This window comes from Sinorhizobium sp. M4_45 (genome assembly GCF_002885915.1).
Classification (GTDB): domain Bacteria; phylum Pseudomonadota; class Alphaproteobacteria; order Rhizobiales; family Rhizobiaceae; genus Sinorhizobium; species Sinorhizobium meliloti_A.
The window spans coordinates 583610-609191 of record NZ_NWVE01000001.1; the positions used below are offsets into that span (position 1 = coordinate 583610).

Genomic DNA, 25582 nt, shown 5'->3' on the forward strand with positions numbered 1-25582 from the left:
CGCCGTCCGCGCCGGCTGCATCTTTTGGATCGAAGTCAATCCGGAAGATGCGGCAAAACCAGGTGCTACGGCGACTTTGCGTCTGATTGGACGCGCAGCGCCGTGAGGGAGACCAACTCATGAAGGTTGTCGCGCTTCTGACTGCAGCATTTCTTGCGCTTACGTCACCCGACACCGCATCAGCGGGAATGCTCACCCAGGCCCAGCAATATGCCGGGCTGCACGAGGTGAAAAACAACAGGCGCCTGCGCGCCGCTCTCGGCATCAATCCGGCCCGTACGCCCTGGTGCGGCCATTTCATGGGGATGGTTGCCAGGAAATCCGGCCGGCAGCCACCGAAGAGCTATGGCATCGCCCGCTCGTGGCTGAGGTTCGGTGCGCCCGTCAAGCTGTCCTACGCACGGCCGGGCGACGTCGTCGTCGTCAGAGCCGGACGGAGCTATCACGTCGGCGTCCTGTCGCAGATGTCCAAATCGACCGCACGTCTTATCGGCGGCAACCAGTCGGGTCGCGTGCAGTTGTCCTATTTCAGCCGAGCCCAGGTGGTGGCGGTAAGACGATAGCAGCCAGGGCCGCGCACGGGCTCATGGCAAGTTTCCTCTCAGGCGGACGGCAACGCCGCGGAGGGCTCGCGCGCGGCACAATCTGCAGCTTTACACTCTTGCTCGTCCCGCTCTAATCTCCGCGGCAATTCAATGTGGAATTGCCCCTGATGTCGCTTCGCCTTGCCACCTTCAATATCGAAAACCTCATGAGCCGCTTCGATTTTTCCGGCTTTCGCAACCAGCTCAAGCAGGATCGGGTGTTGCGGCTCTTCGACGTTCGCAGCGAGGCGGAATACCAGCGTCTGGAAGAGGCACGCACGATCGCGCATACGGACGACACCCGGCAGATGTCGGCGCTGGCGATTGCCGATTGCGACGCCGATATTCTCTGCCTGCAGGAGGCCGACAACATGGCGGCGCTGCAGGCCTTCGAATATGGCTATCTGTTTCGCATGGCCGGCAACGGTTATCGCCAGAAATATCTGATCGAAGGCAACGACTCCCGCGGCATAGATGTCGCCGTGCTGATGCGGGAGGAGACCCGCGACGGCCAGAAGATCGAGTGCCTGGAGGTAAAGAGCCACGCTGCGCTCACCTATGAGGATCTCGACCTCTTCAACGACGAACTGGCACTTACGAACCGGCCCCGCGACCGCATCTTCAAACGCGATTGCCTCGAATTGGATGTGAGAATCGGCGGGAGGCCGCTGACCCTCTATGTGGTGCATCTCAAGTCCATGGGGCCGGCGCGCGAAGGTCTCGACGGCCGGCAGGCGACGATGGCCGTGCGTGTCGCGGAGGTGAAGGCCGTGCGCCATCTCATCGAACGCCGCTTCGGCCGCGGACATACGGCCGACAAAGTCTTCGCCATCTGTGGCGACATGAACGACTATCAGGAGAAGGTGAAGGTGCTGGGCGACCGGCGCAACGGCTATGAATTCGTGCCGCATGAGGAAACGACGAGCGCGCTCGACATCCTGAGCCACGACGGTTTTGTCGAAAATCCCAATCTGCGCCGGCCGGTCCTCGACCGCTGGACGCTCTTTCATAGCCGGGGGCCGGATGATCGGCATCTCTGCCAGCTCGACTATATCTGGCTGTCGCCGGAGCTGGCGCGCCGCAACGCGGCCCGGCTGCCTGAAATCATCCGTTCCGGGCAGCCCTATCGCACGATCTTTCCCGCGGGGCAGGAGGTCGAGCGTTATCCGCGCACCGGCTGGGACCGTCCGAAAGCCTCCGACCATTGCCCTGTCGTAATGACCTTGGATATTTGAAGATGACCTTACTGGAAACCAGCCAGGGGCAATGGCCTCTCGACGGGACGATCTTCCCGGTCTCGGAAATCGATATAGAGGTCTCGCCCGAGCCCCATCCGTTCCATCTGGCAGAGGCGGATCGGGCGCGCGAAAGCTGGCAGCGGGAAATCGCCGCGAACCCACACCTTTTCGACGGCCGGATGGTACTGCAGAGGTCGGTCCGGATCACGGACGGGCGCATCAGCGCGCGGGCCCATATCGTTCCCTATTCGACCTTTCTCTGGTGGCGGAAAACGAGAGCGGCGGGCGCGAGCCATATCTTTGGCATGCCGATGCTCGTCTCTTCGGACGGCGCTTTGATCGCCATCCGCATGGGTGCGCACACGGCCAATCCGGGCCGGGTCTATAGCCCCGGCGGTTCGCTGGAGCCGGAGGACATCATCGACGGGCGCTGCGACGTCGGGCGCAACATCGCGCGCGAGGTCATGGAGGAAACCGGCATCTCGCTTTCCGAAGCGGTCGCAGAACCGGGCTGGCACGCCATCCGCATGGATGGCACCCTTACCGTTTTCCGCGTTTTCCGATTGGCGGCCACGGCGGAGGAAATCCTTGCGCGGGTGGCGGCGCATGTTGCTGCCGATCCCCATCCCGAGATCGACGAGGCGGTGGCGATCCGAGGGCCAGAGCCGACCGCACATAATTATCCGCCGTTCATTCCACCCATACTTGAATGGCTTTTTGCGCGTAGCCGCGTGCAGCAGATGGCGTGAAGGAACGTCGCCGCGGGCATTTTGCCTTGCCGCCGGGCCGCTGGCGTTGCAAGGTCGCGAGCGGTGCGGACAGCAGAGTTTTGACCCGACGTCGCGGCGTCGGCAGACGGGATCTTCGTAATACCGCGCTACCCGGACCTAATCCACAACGACCCGGACCAATAAGGGGACATGTATGGCACGGCGTTACGCGATCTACGATGTCTTCACCGAGAAACGGCTGGCGGGCAACCCTCTGGCAGTGGTGTTCGAGGCCGAGGGGCTTGCCGAGGAAGCCATGCAGGCGATCGCCCAGGAGTTCAACCTTTCCGAAACGGTTTTCATCCTGCGGCCCGGCAACGCCGCCCATTCCGCCCGGCTTCGGATATTCACGCCGGCACACGAACTGCCCTTCGCCGGACACCCGACAGTCGGAGCGGCCGTAGCAATTGCGGAAGCGGCCTACGGGGAGGCCAACAGTGCGCTCGAACTGATGCAGGTACTGGAAGAAAGCGTGGGGCCGGTCCGCGCTGCCGTCAGGCTGAAGCCGGGAGCGGCGACCTTCGCCGAATTCGACCTGCCGCGCAAACCGATCCGGCTCCACGCGCAGTTGGACCGGCAGGAGATCGCCGACGCCCTTGCGCTCAAGACCACGCAGGTCGGCTTTGAAAATCATGTGCCGTCGTTCTGGAGCGCCGGCGTTCCCTTCGTCATGGTGCCCCTTCATGACGTCGGCGCGGCGGCTTCGGTGGAATTCGATCCGCAGCGCTGGGAGCACCTGGCACCGCTTGCCGAGGGCCGGCTCGCTGCAGCCTATCTCTACTGTCGCGGCGGCATCAATCATACAGCCCGCTTTCATGCCCGGATGTTCGCCCCCGGCATGGGCCTCGTCGAAGACCCGGCAACCGGCTCGGCCGCGGCCGCTCTTTCAGGCGCCATCAACTTCTTCGACGGCCTGGTCGATGGCCACCACCCCATGCTGATCGAGCAGGGGGTCGAAATGGGCCGCCCTTCCTTCATTCATCTGCATCTGGACATAGCGGAGGGCAAGATCGCGAGCGCGCGGATAGGCGGCCATGCCATAAAAGTTGCCGAAGGGGAGCTGACGGTCTGAAGTGGCGGCGCAGGACGCACGAATGCACCGCGCTGAAATTTTTGCAGAAAACTTGCAAAGGGCGCTGGACAAGCCCGTCGAACGCCATTATACGCCCCACCAGACCGCAGCGAAGCGGTTCCGGTCGGGTGATTAGCTCAGTTGGTAGAGCAGCTGACTCTTAATCAGCGGGTCCACGGTTCGAGCCCGTGATCACCCACCAAAAACCTCTTGAAATCATTGTAGATTTTCCAAGTTGTCCGGGATTTCCGGACAGCTGGTTTCCAAGAAATTGGAAACGGTTTCCAATTCACGTTCCGTTCTTGTTCCTGAAAGCGGCCGGCTCGATCTCGCTCCAGCGTGCTTCCATGAGCTTCATCGCGTCCTTCGCGAGGCTCCTCAAAGCCACCTCTCGGCCGTAGTGCTGCACCATCTGCGCTGACATGTTGCAGATCGCTCCGACCTGGTTCTCGGTGCAGCCAACCTCCAGCAGATTGATCACAGCGTTCTTGCGCAGACCGTGGAAGACGATCCGGTTTTCCCGGAACGGCTTGAACGCGTCTTTCGCCATGAGCTTCTGCCATTCTGTCCGGAAACCGTCGGGGCTCTTGTATGACGTGGCGCGAGCGCCGGCGTGCAGCATCACGCTATCTGACGTCGGCACGCGATCGATCCATTTCCGATAGGCGAAGTGGATCGGAATCCAAACCGTGTTTCCCGTCTTCTGCGCACGGACGGCGATCGTGTTCTCTCCCGCCTTCGGCTTCGTCATAGCCAGCACGTCGCCCTGGCGCTGCCCGGTAAAGAATGCCGACATGGCGATCATCTGCATGTGAAACGGTGCGTGCTCTAGCAGGATCTCAAAAGCCCAGTTCGGCCATGGCACCCACGGCTCGCCGCCCGGTATCTTTTCCGTCATCTCCACGACGTTGGTCTTGCAGTAGCCGCGGGAGGCGCCCCACGCCATCAGGCGGGACAGGAAGGCTCGGAACTGGTTTGCCTTCGCTGGCGTCTCGCCGAGGGCATCTATCGCGTCCTGCGCGTCGACCGTCGTCAAGTCGACGGGGAGGTCGTCTCCCCATGTCTCCTTGATGATGTCGCCAGAGGTTCGGTAGCCGCGCTGAGTGGAAGCCGCCAGCTTGGTCCAGAAGGGGTTGGTCTCGCTCTGGAAGGCTTCGACGAGCGCCTTGAAGTCCTTGATGCCTTGGCGGCCGCGGCGGATGAATGCTTCGTGCGCCTTCGTGGCCTCGGGCCAAAACTCTTTGCTCTTCAGGTCCGGTAGCCGCTTGCCGTCGAGGAGGAAGCCCTTCTCATCGCGGGCCATGGCTTCACAGATCGACAGGCGTTCGGAGAACTCCTTCTCAAGCGGTTCCGGAAGGGCGATCGATGGCCACGCCTCCTTGGTGTTCCGGAACCTGGTATAGAAGGTGTAGACGGTTTGCGAACCGTTGGCGCGTCGCTTGATGACGCGGTGCACGTGCTTAGGCAGTTCCACCGTTCCGCTTTTCCCTGATCTTTTCACGGAACTTCGCTCCCAATCCTGAGGACATCGTCGATGTGCCGAGGTTCATCGCCCGGTCCAGATCCTCACGATACCAGAACTTCCGTCGCGTGCTGTCAACGATGCGCGGGTTCGGATAGATCGTTCCGACGCGATCGAGGAAATCTTCGACATGCTTTTCCCCGCAATACCCGGCAGCCATGTCAGCGGACATGCGAGGTGGCCAGCTGCCTGGGGGAACAAGGGATTGGCGGCGTTCTCTCATCTTTCGCCTCTCTTCGCCGCTTCCCGCTCATTTGCGATCGCCGTCCCGATCGCCAACAGGACTTCGATATGGGTCATCGGCCGAGGCGGACCGGCTATAGCCTTTGCTGCCGTGCGGATCTCCTCGGGAAGAGCGTAGTATTCGCACGTGGCGGGGGTGGCGTTGGTCAGGTCGGGGATAACTGTCATGGCGCAAAATACGATCTAGGTTGTGTGTCGGCAGCGAGGTACAGCGGATGGCCTGGCTGTCCGTCTGCTGTGATTTTCAGCGCGACGAGGTCGAAGAATTCGAGCCGCTCGGCAACCTCGCGACCGCGGTCATGAAGAGATCCGTGTGTCCCCCACGCGCAGACGATCTTACGGGCGCTCTTGGCTATCGCAAGAATGTGCTGATCGTTATCCGGCCCGATCGGGTCGGGATGGTCGTAGAGTGCTTTCGGATCGGTGGAGCGAAGGGCAAAGAGGTTGCCGACGATCAAGCCGCCGAAGCCCCAAGCCTTCGCGAAGCCGATGCACCGTCGAATCGTCGGGTCATCTTGACTGGCGTCGGCCGTGGACGGATTCAGCATGAGAAAGGCGACCTTGGCCTTCTCGCCATCCCAGTGCCGCTCAAGGCGGTAACGATAGGCGTCGCATTCTGAGATGACGGCCGAGGATTTCGTCTCGGTTGCGAACATGTCGAGCGTGTTAGCCATGTTCCCGCTCCTTGGCTGCGGCGAGTGCTCGATCTGCTATCTTGATCAGCGCGTCCTTTTCGTCGCAGCCATCCAGGATGAGGCCAGCGCGTATGCTTCGCAGCGCCTTCACCAGCCGCTCTATCACCTCCGCACCAGCACCGATGTTCTCGTTTTCAGGGTCACTTTTAGGGTCATTTAGGCAAGTCTTTTCCGGCGTTTCGCTATTCGTTCCCTTGCCGTTTCCGTTGACAAACGGCTCCACCGTGATCGCCGACATGATCCGCGTCTCGTAATCGCGCTGGGCGGCGGCTTGGGCAGCCTCGGCAGTCGGGAACGACCCGTCCAGCAGGCTGCATTCCCATCTGCCGACATCAACGTTCCAAACCGAATAGCAAGCCACGAAATCTGTTTGCGCGGACAAGAACCCGAGTTTCTCGCGCCACTCAAGCGGCTTTACCTTGATCGTCATTGCTGCATGCCTTTCTTCGCGCGAAGTACGGAGGGGCTGAGAATGTCGCCGCCCATAGACCGATAAGTGAGGCAGCCGTTTTCAGCGTTGAATGTGCCGTCGAGGAAAAGCTCGGCGCCCTCACTCATGAAGCGGTCGATGTGCTCGGGATTGGCGGCGAGGACAGAAACGATCTGCCCGGCGAGTTCCATGGCGGGCTCACCCGCTTGCCATCCGACGGCGTTGGCTACCTGGGCGATCTTCTCGACTATTTCCCTCATACCTCGTCCCTCGACCGGAGCGCGCCGGCGTCCGCTAGCGTCTGATTGGTTTCGTCGTCGCTTGGCGGCTGCTCGCCGGCGAGAGCATAGACGAAGTTGCGTAGGTCAACGCCGGCCTTTCGGCTCTTGGCGGTGATGGTGAAGCTGCCGTCGCGATGCCGGCGAACAGTGATTGATGGGGATTTGGTCATGCTTCCCTCGTTTTTGCGAAGCCGCGGCTCTTGATCTTGGCCTTGGACTGAGGCCAGAGCCCCAGATGTTTTTTCCGGATGCGGTCGCATTTTGCTTGTTCGGATTGCTCCTCCGCGGATTTCTCGCGATGCGGCTGCTTCAGAACCGGATGCAGGTTGCTTTCCCTGTGCTCGCCACCGCGCCAGAGGGCCTTGATGTGATCGAGGTCCCAGGCGTCGCCGGCCATAATCTTCCGTTGCGATAGTTGGCAGACGCCGCCGAATTTCTCGAACACGCGAAGGCGGACGCGCGGCGGCACTTTCTCGTCGTCGGTCTTGCCGATCCATTCTGGGACGCTTCTCATAGCGAATTGATCTCCAAGTTCATGTCTTCGAGACCGGCGACGAACCCCATAGGCATCAGTTCCTCGACATAGTGCATGGCATACTGGTTGACGCCGACAGGCTTGCCTTCCTTGCTGACGACGAGGAACAGGCAGGAGCGGCCTTGCCATTCATTGCCTTCGGTGATCGCAAGCAAGATCTGCATATGCCTCTGCTTGAGGCCGCGACCGCCCTTGATGGGGTAGACGTTCCCGACGCGAACGGGATCGGTCGGCGTGAAGTCAGTCAGGTTCGAGACGAATTCCATCAGGCTCTCCCCGTCAGCTTCCGCGTCATCCGCACGACCTCGCGCTGGCGATTGTGGTCTGCGAGCATGTCGCGCTGGACTGATTTGATGGTTTTGCCGGGAACGCGGATCACGCGCAGGACGCGCGCCTTGTCGCACTCGAAGGAGAACCCGGCGCGCTCGGCGTCCGGATCCGGCGTCAACTCGCCGATCGGCTCGACCTCGTAGACCTTGCCGCAGCCGGACCAATGCATGCAGGCGTAGAGAAGGGCGCCGCGCATGTCGATGCAGACATAGACCTTGTCGGTGTTGCAGACGCCGGCCGCGCCGAAGCGAGCCGTCGACGGTGCTTTCGTCGTTGCCGGCGGCAGGACGAACTGACCGATGGTCAGGCCGCCGAATCCACCGTGGAAGTAGCGAACGGCGCCGGTCATGCTGCCACCTTCGCGATCTGGTCGATGTTCTTCTTGATGACCTTAAAGGTGTAGGCGGCAACCCAAGGATTGGCGTCCCAAGTGCCGGGGCCGTTGATCTCCTCCCAAAGGCAAGCGTATGCCAAACGGGGAGCTGCCTCTCCCTGCTGCGCATATTGGGCCTCAGGGACGAATACGCCTTCAGCGAGGGCATCGGCTATGCTGATTTCCTGCAGCCGCTCGACGCGAACCTCGGTCACGATCAGGGTGATGCGAGAATCCTGCCTGCGCATGAAGATCGACGGGCGCCAGCGGGAGAGTTCTGGCTGCACGTCATCGGCACGATAGTAGACGAGCCTCGCCAAGTCTGGGCACGCCATGTGATCATCGCCGTTGTCGCCGACGCGGGCATGCGTTTCCTTCACCCAAAGCCGATCACCGGTCTGCATCTTTGGATACACGCGGTGCGTCGTGCCATCGAACGGATCGGTGTCTCCGGAGAGCCATGGCAGTTTCAGGTAGGGGCCGGGATTGCCGGCCGGAGACGGGCCCGGGTCGACAAAGGCCTTTCGCCAATCCCATTCCTGCGCCTTCGTGAACTTGCTCCATGGCTTGCCGTTTAAGAGCGTGCTCTGGAAGGAGAGGATCCGGCGTGTCTGCGTCTTGCGGCCGTCGAGCAAAGCGCGGACCATCGGCGACGAAAAGAGAATAGGGCGGTCAGTCATCACGCGGCTCCCTTCGTGGATTTGGCGTATGCTTCCAAGGCCTCACGGTCGCCGTTGCAGCAAGTGTACCCCGCGATAGGGGGCCCGATCCGGTGGTAGGACTCTAGGCGGAAGTGCGCAGGGCCGATTTTCATGCCGGGAAAGCGGAAGGCGACGATGACCTGGCCACGATGCCAGAAGCCAGAGCGGTCGGCTCGCGTCACGTATGCGTGGTGACCGCGGAACTTGGATTCGTTGTCGGCAAAGTCAGCATCGGGGAACCTCGCGCGGACGATCTCTTTGAAATCCTCGATCGCCGCCGCCTCTTCCTGTTTGCGCCTCGCCTCGCGCTTCAGATGCTTCCACTTGCAGCGGGCGCAGCAATAGACGGCGCCGTGCATGGTGCCGACGATGCCGTCGACGGGCAGGCGGTGTTCTTCTTCAAGGTCGCTATCGATTTGGATTCCGCAGCCGTGGCATTCGAAGTGCCAGCCGTGGTCGACCGCGACTTTTGCAGGAACACCTTTGCCGGCGAATGCGTCGGCCCAAGGGGCGCGGCGGCACTGGATATAGGACAGCTCGCCGTCACCATATTCGTTCGCGCCGGCTTTCGCGGCGACGATCGCCCTCGGCGCGAAATAGATGTCGCCCGTGTGTTCGTCCTTCTCAAGGACGGCGTATGCCTTGAGAGCGGTCATGCTGCCTCCGGATACTGGCGAACGAGAAGGTCGTCCGGGATCGGTGCCTTGCGCGTCATTTGCTTCATGAAGAAGGCGCGGCCTAGCTCGCGGCTCTGGTCGCGCAGATAGCGGAAGTTATCCGGGTCGGTGTATCGAGCCTTGTGCGGCCCCTGGTCGGTTTCGCCTCCGGTGATGATCCAGTCCGGGGCATACCTGTCGAGGACGACACGGCTTAGGAGCGGTTCGTAGCTTCCGAAGGTGAACAGCGGCTCAAGCGATTGCTTCACCTCCCAGAGCTTCATCCGGTCGCGATCGTATTCGGGCTGGTTGGCGATGGTGGCGCCGATCGCGGCATTGCGAGGGAGCATCCGATGGCCGCGTGCAGGGTCGGTCATCTTCATGACATTGCCGATCCGCTTCGTCAGCAAAAGCCAGATGAGGTTCGGCGTTGCTTCGATCAGGCTCATCAGATCGTAGCGCCACATCTCGTCGACTTCGTTGTCGAACACGTCGGCCAATGATGCGCAGAAGACATAGGGGCGGCGTCCGGCTTCCTTGGCAGCCTTGTCCCAAGCGATCGGCTTGCGCCAGTTGGCTTTGCCCGTGCGCTGTCTGTCCTCGCCAGCACCCCACTGAACGCGGTGGTATCGGTTCGCCATCAGGTTTTCGGCGTAGCAGCCGTCGCAGGCCGGAGAGACCTTCGTGCATCCAATCCACGGATTGAAGGTGTGATCGGTCCATTCGATCTTGCTGTTCTCAGCCATTATGCTGCGCTCCCCGTTTGGCGTTGCGTGGAGCCGCGCTCGACGCCGATTAGATCGTCGAGGAAGTCGAGGACGGCCGTTTTGCTTTCCTGAAATTCCTGCTTGCCCATGGCCTTCATGGACTGGCTCTTCGCCACGTAGCGGGTGACGGTCGCCTCCTTCACGTCGACGACAGAGAAGGCATCGATCGGCCGGATGAAGGCGGCGAGGCGCATTGCCTCCGCCTTCGTGCTGCAGACGATGGTGTGTGCATCGCAGTATCCGGTCCGGATCAGCGCGTAGGTGCGTAGGTGCTCGGCGGATTCGGCGAACGGCAGCCCGGAATACTGCTCCGGCAGATTGCGCCAGGCATCGTTCACGGCGGCGAAAAAATGCCGGTGCGAATTCATGCTCCGGTCGTTGTGCTCGGCGAGCGTATAGAACTCGCCGACCACGAAACGCTTGTCGCATTCGCGGGCCCAGTGCCGGTTCGCCGGCTGGAAGGCCTCGCCATTCCACTGAAGCAGGACCGGGGCGCTCATGTCAGCCCGCCATCATAGGGTGATTGCGGAGCTCGGCATCGGAAGGGCCCATCGCCGGACGGCCCGGCTTGCGAGCGATAGCGGCCTCGATTTCCTTCTTGAGCGCGAGCGCGTCGCCCGGCTGCAGAGCCCAGAAGCGTTTCAGGGGCTCGCGGTTCGCGTCCCGCCACTTCGCGACGGTCTCCGGCGTGGATTCGTTGATGAAGCGCATGACCTCATCGGCGAACTTCCCGACCGGTACATTCTCGAGCGCCCAGTTGTCCCCCCAGGTGACGGTGATGGAGTTGTCTGCGCCGATCACCCGCATGCGGTGATCCTCGCGTTCTTTCTCGACGACTTCGGAGGCGGTGAGGTCGAGAACCTTGGCGCGGTCCAACTCGGCTTCGTCATAGGTGCCGGTAAACTGTTCCGGCCACCCTGCACGAAGCGCCTGCATCTGCGCGCACTTCTCGATCATGAGGCGCGGCATCCGGCACCAGTTTCCGGAGTCGTCAAGCACTTCGGTTTCTTCGCCGATGGCAACTTTCTTTTTCTTCGGCTTGCCGCTGTCCGGCCAGACCTCGCCGGTATCTTCCCACTTGTACCCGCCAGCGGCTTTGCGCTTAATCGGCGCAAACTCGGACCAATAGGCTTGTCCCACGACTTCGAACCAATCGCCGGACTGCGGATCTCGCTTCCACAAATAGACAGTAGCGGAGACGATGCCGAGCGGGTTCGTCGGCGACACCAGCGCCTTGTCGATTTCGAACTGTGTGGGCTTGCTGGCTGGACGGTAGTCGCCGCAACGCTGCGCGATGACGCGTTGGCCGTCGCGGGTGATGATGATCGTCATCTTCCGCTTTTCAGCATCACCCTTGGAAAAGACCATGGGAATGATCTGCCCGAGGAACGGGTCGAGGCCTTTTGCACGTGCGACTTCGCAGAAGAGGTTGAACTCTTCATCGTTGCAGTCTTTGGCGACCGTGGCCTTCACGAGCGCTATCTGCTTAGGCGTCATGTCATATCGGGTCACTGCGTTCATGGTCACTTCCTCCGGACCGTGAGAGAGAACGAGCCGTTGTCGAGCGTGGCGCCGGGAATGGCGGCGCCGCCTTCGCGCAGATCGGCTGTGAGGGCTTTCTTGTCGAGCTTCGGGGCAGGGCGCGGCTGCTCTACCCAGTATTTCGCCGGGATATCGGCCTCGTCGGTGACGATCAGGGCGGCCGCGCGCTTCGTGAGCGACAGCGTTGCCGTCGGCAGCTTCATCGAAAGCTGATCGGTGGCGAGCATCGCCTGTTCGATCAGGGTGCGGATCCGCTCGGCGCGCTTCTCGACAGTCTTGCGGCGCGCCTCGAACTCGGCTTCCTTGGCTTTGAGCCCAGTCACGAGAACATCGCACTCGTCGAGTTCCGCGATAGCCTCCTCGATAGCCTCCTTGAGGTTCGTTTCGCCCTCGATGGTGTCGGCGACCAGTTCGGTGTCGTCATCGGTGCCCTGGTTGCGAAGATCGACGAGGAGAGCTTTTGCGGCTTCGGTCTGCCGGCGGATGGTGTGTTCGATTCCTGGTGCGGTCATGTCAGACGTTCCTGGCTTTGACGATTTGGCGGTGGACCTGCTCCGTGTTCCAGAAGCCGGCGGCGAAGACGGCGAGCACGGCAGCAAGGAGAATGAGGAAGGTCGCGGTTGCGGTAGTGGCGCGGTTCAGGTTCGCGACCGCGTCCAGATCGATGTTGCGCGCCGGCGGGAGGTCACAGCGTCCGCACTCGCAATAGCGCTGCGCAGGATCGCAGGCGTAGGAGACGGGGCGTGTCACGCGACCCTCCGGGCGGCAGTCGCGGCCTGCTCGCGTGAATACTCGCAGGCCTGCAGGTATCCGTTGATCATGTCGGAGAGGGCACCCAGCTTTTCGGCGGAGAGCTTGATCGCGAACACGTCGAAGTCGTTGTTGAAGCGCTTCCAAGCCGTGTCGCCGCTCGGGCCGGGCGCAATGATGCCGGCCTTTTCAAGCTCCCACCTGCTGGTGTTCGAGAGGAAGAAAGCAAAGTCGCGGAGTTGCGTTGCCGTGATCATGCCGCGCTCCTCTTGATCGAAACGGCTTCGGAAGCGAAGAAATCGGGGAAGGTGGAATAGCGCTCGAAGCGCTCGACGGTCGTGCCGGGGAATGCGGCGGCTTCTTCGAGAGCCTCATCTTCGCAACGGAACTGCAGAGCGTCGTCGACTTCGTAGGAGAAGAAGCCTTCGACCGTCAGAACGCGGCCTACCTCATCCTCAATCCTGTATCGGGTAACCATCGTGCCCATCGTTTTCATCTCCCGGCGTGGCCCTGTGTCGCCAGCGCTTTGCTGATGAGATGAATGTAAGTCGTACTTACCTATTCGGTCAAGAAGAAAATGTAAGTATGCCCTACTTATTGGAGTGAGGTAAGCGAGTGACCGAGAAATTTGCTTGGCTGTCGCTGGTTTTACGACTCGACTCGGCGCAGTTTCGCTGCTTTCTTAAAGCGAACGAAAAGAGAACAAGCAGGAGAGAGGAATGTCGCGCAGCGGCCCAGTGGATCATCCGGATGCCCTACGACTGGTTGTCGAGCTTGATAGCGTTTATGTGGCTTGTGATGATTGCGGCCATTCGCGACTTCTTCGCCTCGACAACCTTCGGAAAGCTGCCGAGCTAGGCGTGCATAACTACATGCAGCTTTGTCGGAAGATCCGTTGCAGCGAGTGCCCCAAGACGCCGCCAGCCTTTCGCAATCTAACGATCCGGCCGACGTGGCGCTGCGACGAGCCCTCGCTTCAGAGCATAGCGTGAAAGACGACCTTGTGAACGCTGAACACCTTCTCGGCGGGGAACTCCAGCTCGTGAGTTTCCCCTTCGCCGGGATTGTATTGGTAGAGGCGCAGCGTATCGCCAGAGCGCGAGACGAAGCGCTTCAGGTAGCTTGAGACCTCGTCGTCGTCGTCATCCCCAAGGATTTGCACAATTACATCATCGCCTTGGCGCACCTTCAGATGCGGGTTTACCCAAGCTGTTTCGCCGTGGAAAAAGCGCGGCTCGCCGGATCGGCCATCCACCTGCACCGCATAGGCGCCTTCGACGCCTTCGAGCCCGGGTGGGCAGAATACCTGGGCGATGTCCTGCCCATTCATGATGAACCGACCATTGGCGCCGGCTGCGATATGGCCGCGCAATGGGATCGACTTATCACCGGGGAACTGCTGCCACCGAGGAGGGAAGCTCGCGTTCGGCTTTGGCTTCTTCTGCTTGGCGTTCGCGCTGACGACGCGCAGGCGCCTAGTGATGCCAGTCTCTGCTTCTTCCGGCGCATTTCCTTGCCCGGTCAGAAGCCACTCTGGCTCGCACTGAAGGATTTCCGCGAGGGGAACAATCTTGTCACGTTCAGGCGCTGTAGAGTTGTTCTCCCATAGCGTCACCGACACTCGGTTGATGCCGAATGCTTCTGCAAGACCTTGCTGAGTAAGTCCGACGGCTTTGCGCCGAGCCCGGATTCTATCGCCGATCGTATCATCCATACCCTACTTGTAATTATCCCCTACGTAAAAATCACCTACATCGCGCTTGACAACGAGAGTAAGTGTAACTTACCTTCGCTTACATGATTGAGATCGTCGAAAGAGCAGCGGAGAAGGCGGGGGGCGTAGTTTCGCTCGCACGTGTACTCGGCATCAAGCACACGGCCTTGTACTCTTGGAACCGTGTCCCCGCGGAACGTGTGCTCGACATCGAGCGTGTCACCGGCATATCCCGCCACGAACTGCGGCCCGACGTTTTCGGCAAAGCGCCGGAGGCGGCACAATGACGTCGGACGCCCAGATCAAAGCCTTCATCGACCGCATTCTTCGCCTGAAGGAAGAGCAGGACACGATCGGCGAGGACATCCGCGACATTTATGCGGAAGCAAAATCCATGGGCTTCGACAAGACCGCTATGGGCAACGTCGTCGCTCATCTGCGCAAGGTCGCAAAGAAGGGTTCCGACACCGTCGCGGAGCAGGGGGCCATCTTCGATTTGTACCTGTGCGCCTACGAGGGAAAATCCCCTCATGCGCCTGCGCCTGCGCGCGCACGAGAAAACATTGAACAATTCGACCCGGAAACGGGCGAGATCAGCGCCAAGCTCGTGGAAACCGTCGCCGCTGGCGTGCAGACCGAGACCGGCCGCAAGGCACTGATCGCCGCCGTCGACATCATGATCGCCCGTGAAGAGGAAGAAGGAACGCACGAGAGGCCCTCGACCAACGATGAGCCATCCCCAGAGGCAGGTCCGCAAGCCGAAGCCTCTCCTGCCGGGACTGGAGCCGGGACGCTTGCGGATCGTGAGGGCCGCCATGAAGGGGAGGCGGCTTCGTTCGGCCTCCCCACCAACTCCGAAATCCCCAGCGCCGAGCGCGAGACCGACCGCGAGGCGGCGGGCACTCTCGCCGGCGCCAACGCAGGAGGCGAATATGTAGATGGCAGCGCGGAGCGCGCGTCCCCTGTTGCAACGTCGTCTGGCCCGGACGTGAAATGGGCACAGAATTCCACCGCCAAGCCGAAATCCGTTCTCCGGCCGCACTGCCGGAACCCAGAAGCGTGCGGCGGCTATGGCACGAACCATTGTCACACCTGCCTGAAGGCTATGCGCGAGCAACCGGAGGAAGTCGCATGAGCGAGTACCTCCGGACATCCAAATCAGAAGACGCCGCAGCTCAAAGAACCATTGAGGGCAGGGTGGATTTTCATCGCGCCCAGGTGAGCCGCGCCGCTCCGTCCAATCCAAACTCAGATCAGAAGAGGGCTGCATGATGATGAATACCTTGCTTGTCTGTGGTGCTTCCATCGGCCTCGCCGTCGCCGGCGCGAAGATCTTCAACGCGGCCTGCGACAAGATCGGGCGGCTCGCTGCCGAGCGCCGCGACCTGGTCGCTGAGAACAAATTCCTGAAAATGACTGATGACGAACTGGCCGCCCTGATCCTGGCGGACGTCCGCGACGGCCGCTTTTGAAAACGAACTAGCCGGCTACCTCCACCGGCTATCGCGGGCCTCCGTCTTCTCCTCCTCCCAAGCCGGAGGCCCGCAAGACTTTCAACCGGATGCGCTTGTTCGAGAGCCTCAACACGACGGCGTTCACAAGCTCACCAAGGGGGATTGCCGGTGACGACGAGGGTGCGTCACCGGCGGCAGAGGCAGGGTGCGGCTCCCGGACTCTGCGAAACGGAATGACTTGGGAGGGACCGGCAGCCGTTGGCGCGGCGCCGTCCTCTCCATCGGAAGTAATGCCTGTGCGCATCACGCTTCTCCATCAACACGGAAAGGTATCGCACAGGAGAACGACAAGGTGTTGGGAACCGACAACAAGTCCTTGGGGTCTCGCCCCAAGGGAAAAAACGAAGGCAACACAATGAGTACCGATGTTCTTGAAGCAAGAGACTTGTTGAGGGACGCGTTTCCGCTGGGCCGGCACGGCAAGCTCGACAATGTGTTCTTTGAGGCCTGCAAGTTCGTCAATCGCTTCGTTCAGAAGGAATTCACCCAGAGACGGGCCCGCTCGATCTGGGAAGGCACCGCGCGTCGCATCGACGCCGAGGAAATGGACGCGCTGCGGTTGGCAGCAATCGAGGAGAGCAAGCGTGAACAGAGAGAACTCCGTGCCCGTCTGGCTGCACTGGATGCGAAGCTTGCCGACGTCGACGAGGCTTTGGCTCGCACGCAGATGGCAGCGGATTGCCGGCCGTAGGCTCGATTGGGCGGAGTATTTGGCTCCGGAACTGAAAGACGAGGATGGTGATGACTTCAGCGCAGACGAGTAGCCTACGCCTCAATGGCCTTCATGCTCGCCAGGAGTTTGCCATTGTACGTCGAGCCGTCGGCGCCCGAGTGAACTCGGCGATGGCAATTCGGGCAAAGCGCTATCACAAAACGCGGATCGTCAGGGCCGCCGTCGGTGAGGCGGCGAATGTGGTGCGGCTCGAGATAGGGCACGCCATTGCCGCGCCGGAATGGAGCCGGTTGGCTGCACCCCTCGCAATGGCCTTTCGCGCGCGCAACAACATAGTCGCGCACGTCTCGGCTGCGCTCGAACACAGAAGCGGTCGACTTGGACTTGGCAGGAGTGGCGTTGGTAGCCGCAAATGCGCGCTTACGGAGCTCGCTCAGGTCTGGAGAGATGGGTGTCATCTCTTCGATCTGCTCGACGACGGCAGCTACCTGCCTCAATTCGAAGACAAGAGCGTCACGCACACTTCCAAGGCGATCAGGCGCCTGCTCAAAGTGGTGAGCCTCGTAGACGTACTCGTCCTCAAAGCGAAGACCGGTCGGCGTTTTCCGGAAGAGCAGGAGGCTTGCGCCGTTCGCCGAATGGTTGGCGATCGCCGCATTGCCGCGCTGCATCGTCATGTTGCCGACCTGTCCTTCACCGAAATACTCGAATACGCCATCGGGCCGCTGTCGGTCGGCATAACCGTGTTCGAGACCTTCTTCTCCGGTGATGATGATCACCAGCCTGTGCTTGGAAGGGGTAATGATTCCGCCTTGCTGCTGGCCGCCAAATCGGCCGTGAATATCAGCTCGACGGTTATAGACCCGGCCACGCTCGAAACCCCAAGACATCTATTGCCCCCTCACTCGATTGGAGGAGTTTTCGCATTTTCGGGTTGCGTCAGGGTTAAAGCGGTGAGGGCGGTAGTATGACCACCTACTCCGACGTCATCGAATGGGCCGAAGCCCAGAAGCGCCAGAAGTTCACTTGGTTGGAAGACCACGGCCCGCGCTCGAAGCGCCCGCGTCCTGAGACCGAGGCCGAGAACAAGCTTCGCGACATCGCCATGCTCGACGCCGTCATTGCTGTGTGCAAGGCGAGGGCGGCAGCATGACGGTAGTCGCCTCCAAATACGCCCGCATCGAAAACGACCTCTACCAGACGGAGCCATGGGCAACACAGGCGCTCGTCCGCCACTTTCCCGTCAAGGGCATGGAAATCTGGGAGCCATGCGCCGGCAACCATCTTATCGCTGATGTGCTGACCGAGGCGGGCGCCGAAGTTTATACGAGCGATATCGCCACTTACTCGAGAGAGCATTCAGCCCTCATCGACTTTGTAGCGCCTGGCACCGTCCAGTTCTATCACGGTGACGGAATCGTCACGAACCCACCTTATGGCAAGCAGAACCGCCTCGCCGTGAAGTTCGTTGAGACTGCGCTGGTGGCCTGCAGCGGCATCGTTGCGATGTTGCTCACCGCGAAATTTGATTCCGGTAATACCCGAACGCACCTGTTCCGAGATAATCCCCGCTTCGCTGGGAAGATCGTCCTCGTCGACCGCATCAGCTTCCTCTTGAACGATGAGAGTGGGACCGAAGATCACGCTTGGTACATCTGGACCGAGACGCCGCGCCTGCCGCGCGCTCCGGTGATCCTCTACGCGGGGAGGGCGGCCGCATGACAAGCTCAATCGCTCATCTTCGACGGGACCTCCTCGCCGGGCACCGGACTGATGTCGGGTGTGTCCGGGCCTACGTCGGGCTCTGGCTCTTCGATCGGTGGCTCCGGCAGATCTGGCGGCACATCCGCCGGCATGTCTGGCGGGAATTCAGGGTCACTGGGCTTCGGGATTGGGGTCGTAGGCATTCAGGCCTCCTCTTTCATCGCGCAACCGATGCTGGGCTGTGTTTGTTCCACGAGCCGGGAGGCATGGCATGACCTTCCTGGAAGCCTACGCCAAGTTCGGTCCCGACACGATGGCGATCGCCGAGGCCTTGGACATCAAGGAACACGAGGCGGACACCCTCATAAACATGAAGATGAACCGCGATCGTCTGGGCCCGACGGTATGCCAGATGGCGGCTTTGAACGCTCCCCGTAAACCCATTCGTTTCGCCGGCTTTGACGAGACAGAAAAGTCGTGGTGGTGAGATGGTAACGGCGAAACCGGGCTGGATAGGCGGACTAGCTGAATGGACTGAGGGTGACACCGCCTATCTGTCTGTCGCCTTCACATGGAAGCTCAACGACGCATACCAGCGCGCCGTCTATTATCGAGCTCTTGGCTACAAGGTTCGGGCCGGTGGTCCCGGCATCTTCACCCGCAAGCACTTCCTGGCAGACGTGGCAGAGATCGGCGGCGACGTCCCAGATGCCGTTTCGAGGCACAATCCGGCGGCAACTATAGCTAGTCGCGGGTGCCCTGTCGGGTGCTGGTTCTGCATCGTGCCAAAGATGGAGGGCAAAGAATTCACGCTTTTGCCTGAGTTCCCGGTTCGGCCGATCCTTTGCGACAACAATCTCTCAGGGCTTCCGGCGGATTATCAGAATTTCATTATCGAGCGGTATCTCGGAGAAGGAGTCCCGCTCCTCGACGCCAATAGCGGTTTCGAGCCCCGGACCTTTGACGAGGACTGCTTCGTCAGGTGGTCACGCATCAACAAAGGCCCTTGGCGCTTCGCCTACGACGACCATCACGAACGCTGTTATGTCGAACGCGTCATGCGGATGCTTCGCGATGTCTCGCCTCGTCGGAAACGCGTCTACGTGCTCATCGGCAATGAGCCGGTCGCGGCATGCATGGAGCGGATCAAAGAGGTCATAGCCTGGGGCGGAGAGCCGCACGTCCAGCCTTACATGAAGCTCAACGCTCTTGAGCGTACGCCTTTCCCTCGGTTCGATTGGAACAAGCAGCTGCTCCGCGACGTCGCACGATGGGCCAATTCACCTCAGATTTGGCGCAAAACGTCTTTCGACCGCTACAGGCGGTCGGTCAAAACGGCCGAGCGATACGATGAGCAACAGGGGCTTTTCCTATGAGTGAACGCCCCTTTATGCAGCTCTACGTCTCCGATTTCATCGGCGACACCTTGCATCTGAGTACCGAGCAGATCGGCGCTTACATGCTGCTGCTCATGGCCATGTGGAATGCCGGCGGCCGCCTACCGAACGACGATGCGAAACTTGCACGCGTCGTCCGCATGAGCGTGAAGAAGTGGAAGGCGATCGAGGCCGACCTTATCGGCTTCTTCGATGTCACCGACGGCGAAATTTGCCACAATCGCCTGACGAAAGAGCTGCAAAAAAGCGAGAGAAAATCGCAGTTGAGAGCCGACGCCGGGGCTAAGGGTGGAAGCTCTAAGGCATTGAAAGATAAAGAAGCACGTCTAGCAAATGCTAGCGTTTTGCCACAGCATTCTCCAGATACCATAACCAGAGATAATACATCCTCACTCCGTTCGGATGTTTGCCCGGAGCCGGAAAAATCCGCTCCGGCCACCCCTTCGTCGCCGACCGTGATCGAGCTTCCTACCGTCAATGGCGACATGGTTCCGATCACAGAGGCAGACCTGGCCGAGTGGTCAGAGGCCTTCCCTGCGGTGAACGTTCGCCAGCAGCTCGCAGCGATGCGCTCCTGGCTCAACGCCAATCCCAAGAACCGCAAGACGAGCAAGGGCATGAAGCGCTTCGTCGTCTCCTGGCTCACTCGCGATCAGGACCGCGGAGGAGGGCGCCAGCATCCGCAAGCGCAATCGCCTCCGCGCCCGCAAAGCCCTTCCATGCAACGCCACCACGACATCCACGCAAGGCTGAAACGAGAACTCTACGGTGAACCAGATGACCAATTTGCCGGCCCAACTGTCGACATTGCAGCAGGAGATTTCCGTTCTCACTGAACAGCTCGCGCCGGCCAACCCCGACGACATCGCCCAGTGCATCGAGGGCCTCATGAGTGGCGGCATGCGGATCTCAGAATCCATCACGGCTGAGAACCCTGTCGAGGAATATCGCTTCTCCCTCCGCAACGTGCCGGTCTTCGGGCTGCGACGGGCCTACGTGAAGCTGAAGCGCGGCGAATACGAGAACATCAACAAGGCGTTCATCCCCCTCCCGGCGGAGCTTTCGGCAATGGCCAATGCCGAGTGCCGTCTCATCCGTGAGGATCGGATTCGGAAGCAGGAAACGATGCGAGCCGTGCAGGATAGCGTCAGCAGGACGCTTCCGAACGCTCATGGCCTGATGGACTTGCGGGCCACCCAGCGCGATCGGGCCAACGAACTGGCCGCCAAGGGGTTCTCCCTCGTCGCCCAGGGCGTTGACCATCTGGAATTCGCCCAGCTCGCCAAATCGCGGGAACTGCCGGCAGGGTCGGTCCATCTCTGGGCTATCGACGAGGTCTGGTCGCCGATCGCTGTCCGCGTCAACCGCAGCAGGATTCAGACCAAGCTGAACGTTCAGCCCGCATCGATCTCGCCGGAGCGAGCTGACGAGCTGGCACGCATGCTGGCGCTCCCTGATGCCCGCGAGGTCACTTCGGAGCAGATGGCGTATCGCGGCAAGGTCAAGGCCGAGATCGAGGCGGCGGAGCCAACGGAAGAGGAGCGCGCGGCATGACCATCCAGCACCGCACCGTCGACATCGAGGCTTCTGCCAAGCTTTGGAGCGAGGGCTTATCGGCAGCTCAGATCGCGAGCAGATTCGGAGTGTCACGGAACGTCGTCATCGGCATCGCGTATCGCAACCGTGACCGGTTTCCCCCGCGCCTGAAGCGAAAGCTGGTGCCTTCTAAGCGCGAGCCGGCACGACGGACACGCGAACTGGCTCCGGAACTTCCGCCGGAACCGAAGATCCCGTCAACGGCCTACGATGCCGAGCGGCTCAAACGCGCAAAGCTTCTCCACGAACTAACGGCCTGCGAATGTTGCTGGCCTCTCAACACCGGTGGCCCGTACCTATTCTGTGCGGCGGAAACGACGGGCCGCTACTGCCGAAATCACCAGGCCAGATCATTGCCGAAAAAGAACGAGGGACAAGCATGAGCAGATCACATTGGTATGCAATCAGGACGGCCCCGGGCTATCAGCGTATGGCGGCCGTCGACGAGCGCCTCCCGGAAGGCCGTCGCATGGAATCCATCATCGAGCGGAACTGCCGCAAGGACGGCTTCGACATTTTCATGCCGTCGTTCTACACCGAGTTGAGGCACCACCGGACGAAACAGATCCTGCAGAAGCGGTTCCCGTTCCTGGTCGGCTATGCCTTCGTGAACTTGCCGAGGCTGAATTTCGAGGAGCTCCGCCGCGTCGACGGCGTCGTGTGCTTCCTGCGCGGCGCCAACTATGGACCTCTCGAATTTCCCGACGGGACCATCGAGGCGCTGTACTTCGCCGAACACGAGCGCCGGCAGGCCTTCCTCTACGAGCAGCACTGCCGGAAGGAGAACGAGCGCCACGAGCAAATCCAGCACCTCCGCGGCCAGCTCCGAAAGATCCTGCCGAAAGGCCGGAAAGCTCGCGTCTCCATGGTCGACCAGGCGGAAAGGGCTATAGATTCTCTAAGCCCACAGATCAAAGAGCGCGTGCAGAAAATTATCAGTGAATTGAGCAGCCTCACCGCTGACGCGGAGGTTGAAAATCTCTCCAAAGCCGTATAGGTTTCCTGCAGTGATTTGCGGTTGTTCAGTTGCGGACCTCAATGAGGGAACACTCGCCGGACCGCTGCCGAGATCTCACACTCGGTGCATAGGAGAAATGCGCCCATTTTCTCGTCAGACTTCACCTTATTAGAGATCGGAGTCGGCACGGCGGTTGCCGTAGTCGTCGGCAGTCTCGTCTATTGGCTGTTGAGCAAGCGCTTTGGCAGCGGCCAGCCGGAAATCTCCGGGGTTGAGCTGCAGTTCCGAAACGTGTTTGCAATTATGGACGAGGACCGCCGGCTATCGCTGATCCGTTTCTACATGGACAAGCACGGCTGCGGACGAGAAGAGGCGATGCGCCACGCCGTGGATCATTGGAGGCGCGACGCAAGGCGTTGGGATTGACTGGGCAAGCGCGACCACCGAATGACCGCCGTCTATGCGGTAGGGTGGACGCCTTCGTCATTTCAGATCATAGGACGAGATCATTGGCGTCTCAACGCTGTCAGGGGCAGTTTTGGACTTTGCCTTGGCGAGTGCGCGGAACCGCTGAAGACGAGACTGACCGTCCCACATTGCTTCAGCGGTACCACTGATGCGGAATGTACTGCAATTTTGGCAGGTATATTCGCTGTAGTCTCCGCCTGTGCGCGGTGCCTGTAACGTGCCTGGGCGCCCGCAAACGGGGCAGGCGTCGTGAAGCGCGACATTTTCCAGTGCTTTTGCAGCAACATCGGCAAGCTCGTTGGGGAGATGCGCTCCCTTAATGCCGTCGGCGGTGGTTTTCAGAACGGCCCATTTGCCAGCCTGGATGTGAACCGGGCGAACCGCAGTCTTGCCAGTTTCAAGATCTTCGTAGGTGCGCAGCGGCACACCCATTTCTTCGGCGAAGGCGGCTTGAGTGAGAGGTACCCAGTTGCGCAGCTGCTTGAGGGCATTTCCAGTCATTGATTGATCTCCAGAGTGGTGCATTCGTGCAAGGGGGTTATCCCACGGTTTTCGTGGTTTTGCAAGCGCAAATCCACGAAAACCGTGGCCCGACTCTGTTCTTCCCCAGGAGCGCGAAATGCAGCTTTATCTCGTCGAGAAATTCGACACGGGCCCAGACGGCCTCAAGAGCATGCAAGCCTTCATCAACGAGAAGGCGGCAGAGGGATACGCCCTCGTCCAGGCGGTACCGCGCAATACCTACCATTGGGTGCTGTTCTTCAAGCGCGAGGCTGAAGCCTCAGCATGAGGCCACAGCCCCGCTCCCCTTACGCGAGGTTCTTGTCCAGCGCGCTGAGATAACGCGAGTAGTTCTCAATGAGACGAAGATGCATTTGCTTCTGCTCTTCCATGATCTCGTCGTCGCTTCTGGTGTCCGTGACGTCCTTTAGCACAAAGCGGTATTTCTCGATGAACTCGATCATCCGCTCCGCGTGTTCGATCTCAGCATTGAAGCGTTCGCGCATAAAGCGAAGAGTATCTCTATCCATTCAATTCCCCCAAGGTTGAAACATGCCCGTCCTGAAAAACGCGCGGCACGAGAAGTTCGCGCAGGCGCTCGCCAAAGGCAAGACAGCAGATGACGCGTATGCGGAAGCAGGCTTCAAGCCTGACCGGGGAAATGCTTCGCGTTTACAGCAGAAAGACAACATCAGACAACGCGTCGCCGAACTTTTGGAATGGGAGCAGACGGTGGAGCGCAAAGCCACCGAGAAGGCCATAGACAAGCTCGCCATCACGAAAGAGCGCGTCCTGGCAGAGCTGGCCAAGATCGGGTTCGCCGACATCCGCAAGGCGATCAAATGGCAGGGCACGCTGGTGACCGAAGAGGATAACCCGGATGGCGGTGACGTCCTCGTGATCAAGAACGTCGTCACCAACAACGTCCAGCTGATTTCGAGCGACGAGATCGACGACGACACAGCCGCGGCCATTGCCGAGATCAGCCAGAATTCGACCGGCGGCATCAAGATCAAGTTTCACGACAAGAAGGGCGCTCTCGTGGATATCGGGAAGCACCTTGGCATGTTCGTTGAGCGGCACGAGCACTCCGGACCTGACGGCGCCCCGATACAGACCGAGACAAGAACATGGCGGGAAGTGCTGCGCAGCGAAAAGAGCTAGACGCCACCACCCATCTCACCAACCCCGCGCTTCACGACTTTTGGGAACAGGTCTTCCTTGGACAGGCGGACATCGCGGTTCTCCACGGTGGACGCTCAAGTTCAAAGACACGAGACACGGCGTGCCAGTTGGTGCGCCTGGTCGACCATGTCGGCGTCAAGATGCGGGTTCTCTGCATCCGCCGCTTCCAGAACCGCATTCAGGATTCGGTTTATACCGAACTGAAATGGGCGATCGCTCATCTCGGGCTCAGCAAAGTCTTCGACGTGCAGAAGACGACGATCATCCATCGCAGGACTGGCGCGGAGTTCATTTTCTACGGCATCGAGCGAAACCTTGAGGACATCAAGGGAACGTCCGACGTCGATATCCTCTGGGTGGAAGAAGCCGAAAAGCTGACCGAAGAGCAATGGACGGTCATCGGGCCGACCATCCGCAAGGAAGACAGCCTGGCTATCCTGCTGTTCAACCCGAAGTTCGTCACCGACTACGTCTGGAAGAACTTCGTCGTCAACACGCCACCGCACTGCATCGTCAAGCAGATCAACTACACCTCCAACCCGTTCCTCTCGGCCAAGGCGCTGCGCGATATCGCGGCGATGCAGGAACGCGACCCGGAGATGTTCGAGCACGTCTATCGAGGCGTGCCGCTCGGCGACAGCGAGCTTTCGATCTTCAAGCGCCGCTGGCTCGACGCGTGTGTCGATGCGCACAAGGTCCTGAAGGTCAGCCTCACCGGCCGCAACATCATCGGCTTCGACCCCGCCGACGACGGCGAGGACAAGAGCGCGACCGCTGATAAGATCGAGGGCGTATTCGTCGACGCCGAGGACTGGTCGTCGGATAAAGACCAACTCGTCCAGAACGCCAAGAAGGTCTGGACGAAGGCCAAGCATGCCGGAGCCACGGTTTCATACGACACAATCGGCGTCGGGGCATTCGTCGGCGGATACATCGACGAGCAGAACAAGGTCGATGGAGCGAAGGTAAGGCACTACGCATTCCACGCCGGGGGCGCCGTGATGGATGGCGACAAACCGAGCGATCCCTTCAACAAGAACAGCCCGCTCAACAAAGATGAGTATCTGAACCTAAAGGCGCAGGCGTGGGCCAATACGGCGCGCCGGGCGATGCTCACCTTCAATGCAGTGACGCGAGGCCAGCCCATAAAGCCGGAAGACATCCTGTCATTCGCCTCTGAGGTCGGCAAGGCAAAGCTTGATGCACTGTTCACCGAGCTTTGCGTACCGTGGTGGGTAGAGACCGAGGGCAAGAAGCGGGTGGTGCCGAAGGCTAAGCTCAAGAAAGACCTCGGCGTGAAGTCGCACAATCTCGCTGATGCGGTCATAGCGGCTGATAACGTGCACATCACCGGATCCACGTTTACGCTGTCGAATGTTTAGG

The 25582-nt window shown here is 60.5% G+C and carries 45 protein-coding genes and 1 tRNA gene; 22 read left to right on the forward strand and 24 right to left on the reverse strand.

All coding sequences use genetic code 11. The features are described 5' to 3' along the window. Window positions 1-119 precede the first annotated feature (119 nt). From CN933_RS02805 to CN933_RS02825, 5 genes are all read left to right on the forward strand, one after another. Entirely contained in the window at window positions 120-563 is a 444-nt protein-coding gene (locus CN933_RS02805; RefSeq protein ID WP_003529999.1) for an NlpC/P60 family protein, read from the forward strand. Window positions 564-712: 149 nt separating this feature from the next. Continuing rightward, a complete protein-coding gene (locus tag CN933_RS02810; protein ID WP_018095327.1) occupies window positions 713-1819 on the forward strand; it encodes an endonuclease/exonuclease/phosphatase family protein in 1107 nt (368 codons plus the stop codon). Window positions 1820-1821: 2 nt separating this feature from the next. Beyond that, window positions 1822-2571: an NUDIX hydrolase gene (locus CN933_RS02815; RefSeq protein ID WP_018095326.1), complete on the forward strand. Its 750-nt coding sequence runs from the start codon at window positions 1822-1824 to the stop codon at window positions 2569-2571. Window positions 2572-2746: 175 nt separating this feature from the next. Further along, window positions 2747-3664: a PhzF family protein gene (locus tag CN933_RS02820; protein ID WP_018095325.1), complete on the forward strand. Its 918-nt coding sequence runs from the start codon at window positions 2747-2749 to the stop codon at window positions 3662-3664. A 126-nt stretch (window positions 3665-3790) separates the two neighbouring features. Next, a tRNA-Lys gene (locus tag CN933_RS02825) sits at window positions 3791-3866 on the forward strand. 87 nt (window positions 3867-3953) lie between these two features. Here CN933_RS02825 and CN933_RS02830 read toward each other — a convergent pair. The 19 genes from CN933_RS02830 to CN933_RS02920 are packed head-to-tail and all read right to left on the reverse strand — an operon-like array spanning window position 3954 to window position 12976. After that, entirely contained in the window at window positions 3954-5138 is a 1185-nt protein-coding gene (locus CN933_RS02830) for a site-specific integrase (RefSeq protein WP_017267203.1), read from the reverse strand. Beyond that, entirely contained in the window at window positions 5125-5358 is a 234-nt protein-coding gene (locus CN933_RS02835; RefSeq protein WP_180980683.1) for a hypothetical protein, read from the reverse strand. Before CN933_RS02835 ends, CN933_RS02830 begins: the two co-directional genes overlap by 14 nt. Window positions 5359-5405: 47 nt before the next feature. Then, window positions 5406-5597: a hypothetical protein gene (locus CN933_RS02840; RefSeq protein ID WP_102761223.1), complete on the reverse strand. Its 192-nt coding sequence runs from the start codon at window positions 5595-5597 to the stop codon at window positions 5406-5408. Next, on the reverse strand, window positions 5594-6103 hold the full coding sequence (locus CN933_RS02845; protein ID WP_102761224.1) for a DUF1643 domain-containing protein: 510 nt from the start codon (window positions 6101-6103) through the stop codon (window positions 5594-5596). The genes CN933_RS02840 and CN933_RS02845 overlap by 4 nt, the downstream gene beginning before the upstream one ends. Further along, a complete protein-coding gene (locus tag CN933_RS02850) occupies window positions 6096-6554 on the reverse strand; it encodes a hypothetical protein (protein ID WP_102761225.1) in 459 nt (152 codons plus the stop codon). Before CN933_RS02850 ends, CN933_RS02845 begins: the two co-directional genes overlap by 8 nt. Next, the gene (locus tag CN933_RS02855) at window positions 6551-6814 is read right to left on the reverse strand and encodes a hypothetical protein (RefSeq protein WP_102761226.1); all 264 of its coding nucleotides are present in this window, start codon (window positions 6812-6814) and stop codon (window positions 6551-6553) included. The genes CN933_RS02850 and CN933_RS02855 overlap by 4 nt, the downstream gene beginning before the upstream one ends. After that, entirely contained in the window at window positions 6811-7005 is a 195-nt protein-coding gene (locus CN933_RS02860; protein ID WP_102761227.1) for a hypothetical protein, read from the reverse strand. Before CN933_RS02860 ends, CN933_RS02855 begins: the two co-directional genes overlap by 4 nt. Next, window positions 7002-7349, reverse strand: a complete 348-nt coding sequence (locus CN933_RS02865; RefSeq protein ID WP_102761228.1) for an HNH endonuclease — start codon at window positions 7347-7349, stop codon at window positions 7002-7004. Before CN933_RS02865 ends, CN933_RS02860 begins: the two co-directional genes overlap by 4 nt. Further along, the gene (locus tag CN933_RS02870; RefSeq protein WP_102761229.1) at window positions 7346-7636 is read right to left on the reverse strand and encodes a hypothetical protein; all 291 of its coding nucleotides are present in this window, start codon (window positions 7634-7636) and stop codon (window positions 7346-7348) included. Before CN933_RS02870 ends, CN933_RS02865 begins: the two co-directional genes overlap by 4 nt. Continuing rightward, window positions 7636-8049: a hypothetical protein gene (locus CN933_RS02875; protein WP_102761230.1), complete on the reverse strand. Its 414-nt coding sequence runs from the start codon at window positions 8047-8049 to the stop codon at window positions 7636-7638. The genes CN933_RS02870 and CN933_RS02875 overlap by 1 nt, the downstream gene beginning before the upstream one ends. Then, window positions 8046-8753, reverse strand: coding sequence for a hypothetical protein (locus CN933_RS02880; protein ID WP_102761231.1), 708 nt, complete (start codon window positions 8751-8753; stop codon window positions 8046-8048). The genes CN933_RS02875 and CN933_RS02880 overlap by 4 nt, the downstream gene beginning before the upstream one ends. Further along, window positions 8753-9430, reverse strand: coding sequence for a hypothetical protein (locus CN933_RS02885; protein ID WP_102761232.1), 678 nt, complete (start codon window positions 9428-9430; stop codon window positions 8753-8755). The genes CN933_RS02880 and CN933_RS02885 overlap by 1 nt, the downstream gene beginning before the upstream one ends. Further along, entirely contained in the window at window positions 9427-10176 is a 750-nt protein-coding gene (locus CN933_RS02890) for a DUF5131 family protein (protein ID WP_102761233.1), read from the reverse strand. The genes CN933_RS02885 and CN933_RS02890 overlap by 4 nt, the downstream gene beginning before the upstream one ends. Further along, window positions 10176-10697, reverse strand: a complete 522-nt coding sequence (locus CN933_RS02895; protein WP_102761234.1) for a hypothetical protein — start codon at window positions 10695-10697, stop codon at window positions 10176-10178. The genes CN933_RS02890 and CN933_RS02895 overlap by 1 nt, the downstream gene beginning before the upstream one ends. Before the next feature lies 1 nt (window position 10698). Beyond that, window positions 10699-11718 (reverse strand): phage recombination protein Bet, encoded by a 1020-nt coding sequence (gene bet / locus CN933_RS02900; protein ID WP_102761235.1) that lies wholly within the window; start codon window positions 11716-11718, stop codon window positions 10699-10701. 2 nt (window positions 11719-11720) lie between these two features. Next, window positions 11721-12251: a siphovirus Gp157 family protein gene (locus CN933_RS02905; RefSeq protein WP_102761236.1), complete on the reverse strand. Its 531-nt coding sequence runs from the start codon at window positions 12249-12251 to the stop codon at window positions 11721-11723. Window position 12252: 1 nt separating this feature from the next. Further along, on the reverse strand, window positions 12253-12489 hold the full coding sequence (locus tag CN933_RS02910; RefSeq protein ID WP_102761237.1) for a hypothetical protein: 237 nt from the start codon (window positions 12487-12489) through the stop codon (window positions 12253-12255). Continuing rightward, a complete protein-coding gene (locus tag CN933_RS02915) occupies window positions 12486-12746 on the reverse strand; it encodes a hypothetical protein (RefSeq protein ID WP_102761238.1) in 261 nt (86 codons plus the stop codon). The genes CN933_RS02910 and CN933_RS02915 overlap by 4 nt, the downstream gene beginning before the upstream one ends. After that, the gene (locus CN933_RS02920; RefSeq protein WP_102761239.1) at window positions 12743-12976 is read right to left on the reverse strand and encodes a hypothetical protein; all 234 of its coding nucleotides are present in this window, start codon (window positions 12974-12976) and stop codon (window positions 12743-12745) included. The genes CN933_RS02915 and CN933_RS02920 overlap by 4 nt, the downstream gene beginning before the upstream one ends. 128 nt (window positions 12977-13104) lie before the next feature. Here CN933_RS02920 and CN933_RS31430 point away from each other — a divergent pair, with 128 nt between their 5' ends. Beyond that, window positions 13105-13347 (forward strand): hypothetical protein, encoded by a 243-nt coding sequence (locus tag CN933_RS31430; RefSeq protein WP_180980684.1) that lies wholly within the window; start codon window positions 13105-13107, stop codon window positions 13345-13347. Window positions 13348-13465: 118 nt separating this feature from the next. Here the strand turns inward: CN933_RS31430 and CN933_RS02930 are convergent, their stop codons facing one another. After that, entirely contained in the window at window positions 13466-14203 is a 738-nt protein-coding gene (locus CN933_RS02930) for a helix-turn-helix domain-containing protein (RefSeq protein WP_102761241.1), read from the reverse strand. An 83-nt stretch (window positions 14204-14286) separates the two neighbouring features. Here CN933_RS02930 and CN933_RS02935 point away from each other — a divergent pair, with 83 nt between their 5' ends. The 4 genes from CN933_RS02935 to CN933_RS02955 all read left to right on the forward strand — a co-directional run bounded on the left by CN933_RS02935 (window position 14287) and on the right by CN933_RS02955 (window position 16408). After that, complete coding sequence (locus tag CN933_RS02935) at window positions 14287-14490, forward strand: transcriptional regulator (RefSeq protein ID WP_102761242.1); 204 nt, start codon at window positions 14287-14289, stop codon at window positions 14488-14490. After that, entirely contained in the window at window positions 14487-15338 is an 852-nt protein-coding gene (locus CN933_RS02940; RefSeq protein WP_102761243.1) for a DUF2312 domain-containing protein, read from the forward strand. Before CN933_RS02935 ends, CN933_RS02940 begins: the two co-directional genes overlap by 4 nt. 133 nt (window positions 15339-15471) lie before the next feature. Next, window positions 15472-15675, forward strand: coding sequence for a hypothetical protein (locus CN933_RS02945; RefSeq protein ID WP_102761244.1), 204 nt, complete (start codon window positions 15472-15474; stop codon window positions 15673-15675). 334 nt (window positions 15676-16009) lie between these two features. Beyond that, complete coding sequence (locus CN933_RS02955; protein WP_245425060.1) at window positions 16010-16408, forward strand: hypothetical protein; 399 nt, start codon at window positions 16010-16012, stop codon at window positions 16406-16408. Window positions 16409-16482: 74 nt separating this feature from the next. Here the strand turns inward: CN933_RS02955 and CN933_RS02960 are convergent, their stop codons facing one another. Next, a complete protein-coding gene (locus CN933_RS02960; protein WP_102761247.1) occupies window positions 16483-17280 on the reverse strand; it encodes an HNH endonuclease in 798 nt (265 codons plus the stop codon). Window positions 17281-17357: 77 nt separating this feature from the next. Between CN933_RS02960 and CN933_RS02965 the strand changes: the two genes are divergently transcribed. Next, window positions 17358-17543 carry a hypothetical protein gene (locus CN933_RS02965; protein WP_102761248.1) on the forward strand — a complete coding sequence of 62 codons (186 nt, stop codon included), beginning with the start codon at window positions 17358-17360 and terminating at the stop codon, window positions 17541-17543. After that, entirely contained in the window at window positions 17540-18112 is a 573-nt protein-coding gene (locus CN933_RS02970) for a TRM11 family methyltransferase (RefSeq protein ID WP_180980685.1), read from the forward strand. The genes CN933_RS02965 and CN933_RS02970 overlap by 4 nt, the downstream gene beginning before the upstream one ends. A gap of 5 nt (window positions 18113-18117) precedes the next feature. Here CN933_RS02970 and CN933_RS02975 read toward each other — a convergent pair whose 3' ends face one another. After that, window positions 18118-18297: a hypothetical protein gene (locus tag CN933_RS02975; RefSeq protein ID WP_102761249.1), complete on the reverse strand. Its 180-nt coding sequence runs from the start codon at window positions 18295-18297 to the stop codon at window positions 18118-18120. A gap of 68 nt (window positions 18298-18365) precedes the next feature. On the opposite strand from CN933_RS02975, the gene CN933_RS02980 reads away from it, so the two are divergent. From CN933_RS02980 to CN933_RS03010, 7 genes are all read left to right on the forward strand, one after another. Continuing rightward, the gene (locus CN933_RS02980; RefSeq protein ID WP_003528137.1) at window positions 18366-18581 is read left to right on the forward strand and encodes a hypothetical protein; all 216 of its coding nucleotides are present in this window, start codon (window positions 18366-18368) and stop codon (window positions 18579-18581) included. Between the two features lies 1 nt (window position 18582). Continuing rightward, window positions 18583-19470, forward strand: a complete 888-nt coding sequence (locus tag CN933_RS02985; RefSeq protein WP_102761250.1) for a hypothetical protein — start codon at window positions 18583-18585, stop codon at window positions 19468-19470. Continuing rightward, a complete protein-coding gene (locus tag CN933_RS02990; RefSeq protein ID WP_102761251.1) occupies window positions 19467-20327 on the forward strand; it encodes a YdaU family protein in 861 nt (286 codons plus the stop codon). Before CN933_RS02985 ends, CN933_RS02990 begins: the two co-directional genes overlap by 4 nt. Beyond that, entirely contained in the window at window positions 20269-21045 is a 777-nt protein-coding gene (locus tag CN933_RS02995; RefSeq protein WP_102761252.1) for a hypothetical protein, read from the forward strand. The genes CN933_RS02990 and CN933_RS02995 overlap by 59 nt, the downstream gene beginning before the upstream one ends. Continuing rightward, window positions 21042-21470 (forward strand): GcrA family cell cycle regulator, encoded by a 429-nt coding sequence (locus tag CN933_RS03000; RefSeq protein WP_102761253.1) that lies wholly within the window; start codon window positions 21042-21044, stop codon window positions 21468-21470. Before CN933_RS02995 ends, CN933_RS03000 begins: the two co-directional genes overlap by 4 nt. Beyond that, on the forward strand, window positions 21467-22084 hold the full coding sequence (gene nusG / locus CN933_RS03005; RefSeq protein ID WP_102761254.1) for a transcription termination/antitermination protein NusG: 618 nt from the start codon (window positions 21467-21469) through the stop codon (window positions 22082-22084). Before CN933_RS03000 ends, nusG begins: the two co-directional genes overlap by 4 nt. Before the next feature lie 84 nt (window positions 22085-22168). After that, window positions 22169-22471, forward strand: coding sequence for a hypothetical protein (locus CN933_RS03010; protein WP_102761255.1), 303 nt, complete (start codon window positions 22169-22171; stop codon window positions 22469-22471). A gap of 57 nt (window positions 22472-22528) precedes the next feature. On the opposite strand, the gene CN933_RS03015 is transcribed toward CN933_RS03010, so the two are convergent. Continuing rightward, window positions 22529-23014, reverse strand: coding sequence for a helix-turn-helix domain-containing protein (locus tag CN933_RS03015; RefSeq protein WP_102761256.1), 486 nt, complete (start codon window positions 23012-23014; stop codon window positions 22529-22531). 118 nt (window positions 23015-23132) lie between these two features. Here CN933_RS03015 and CN933_RS31435 point away from each other — a divergent pair, with 118 nt between their 5' ends. Further along, window positions 23133-23303, forward strand: a complete 171-nt coding sequence (locus CN933_RS31435; RefSeq protein WP_180980686.1) for a hypothetical protein — start codon at window positions 23133-23135, stop codon at window positions 23301-23303. Window positions 23304-23322: 19 nt separating this feature from the next. Here CN933_RS31435 and CN933_RS03020 read toward each other — a convergent pair whose 3' ends face one another. Next, window positions 23323-23544 carry a hypothetical protein gene (locus CN933_RS03020; RefSeq protein ID WP_146032651.1) on the reverse strand — a complete coding sequence of 74 codons (222 nt, stop codon included), beginning with the start codon at window positions 23542-23544 and terminating at the stop codon, window positions 23323-23325. 22 nt (window positions 23545-23566) lie between these two features. Here CN933_RS03020 and CN933_RS03025 point away from each other — a divergent pair, with 22 nt between their 5' ends. Together CN933_RS03025 and CN933_RS03030 are read left to right on the forward strand one after the other, a co-directional pair. Next, window positions 23567-24178 carry a terminase small subunit gene (locus CN933_RS03025; RefSeq protein ID WP_027989944.1) on the forward strand — a complete coding sequence of 204 codons (612 nt, stop codon included), beginning with the start codon at window positions 23567-23569 and terminating at the stop codon, window positions 24176-24178. Continuing rightward, a complete protein-coding gene (locus CN933_RS03030; protein WP_245425061.1) occupies window positions 24145-25581 on the forward strand; it encodes a PBSX family phage terminase large subunit in 1437 nt (478 codons plus the stop codon). The genes CN933_RS03025 and CN933_RS03030 overlap by 34 nt, the downstream gene beginning before the upstream one ends. Window position 25582: the final 1 nt, after the last annotated feature.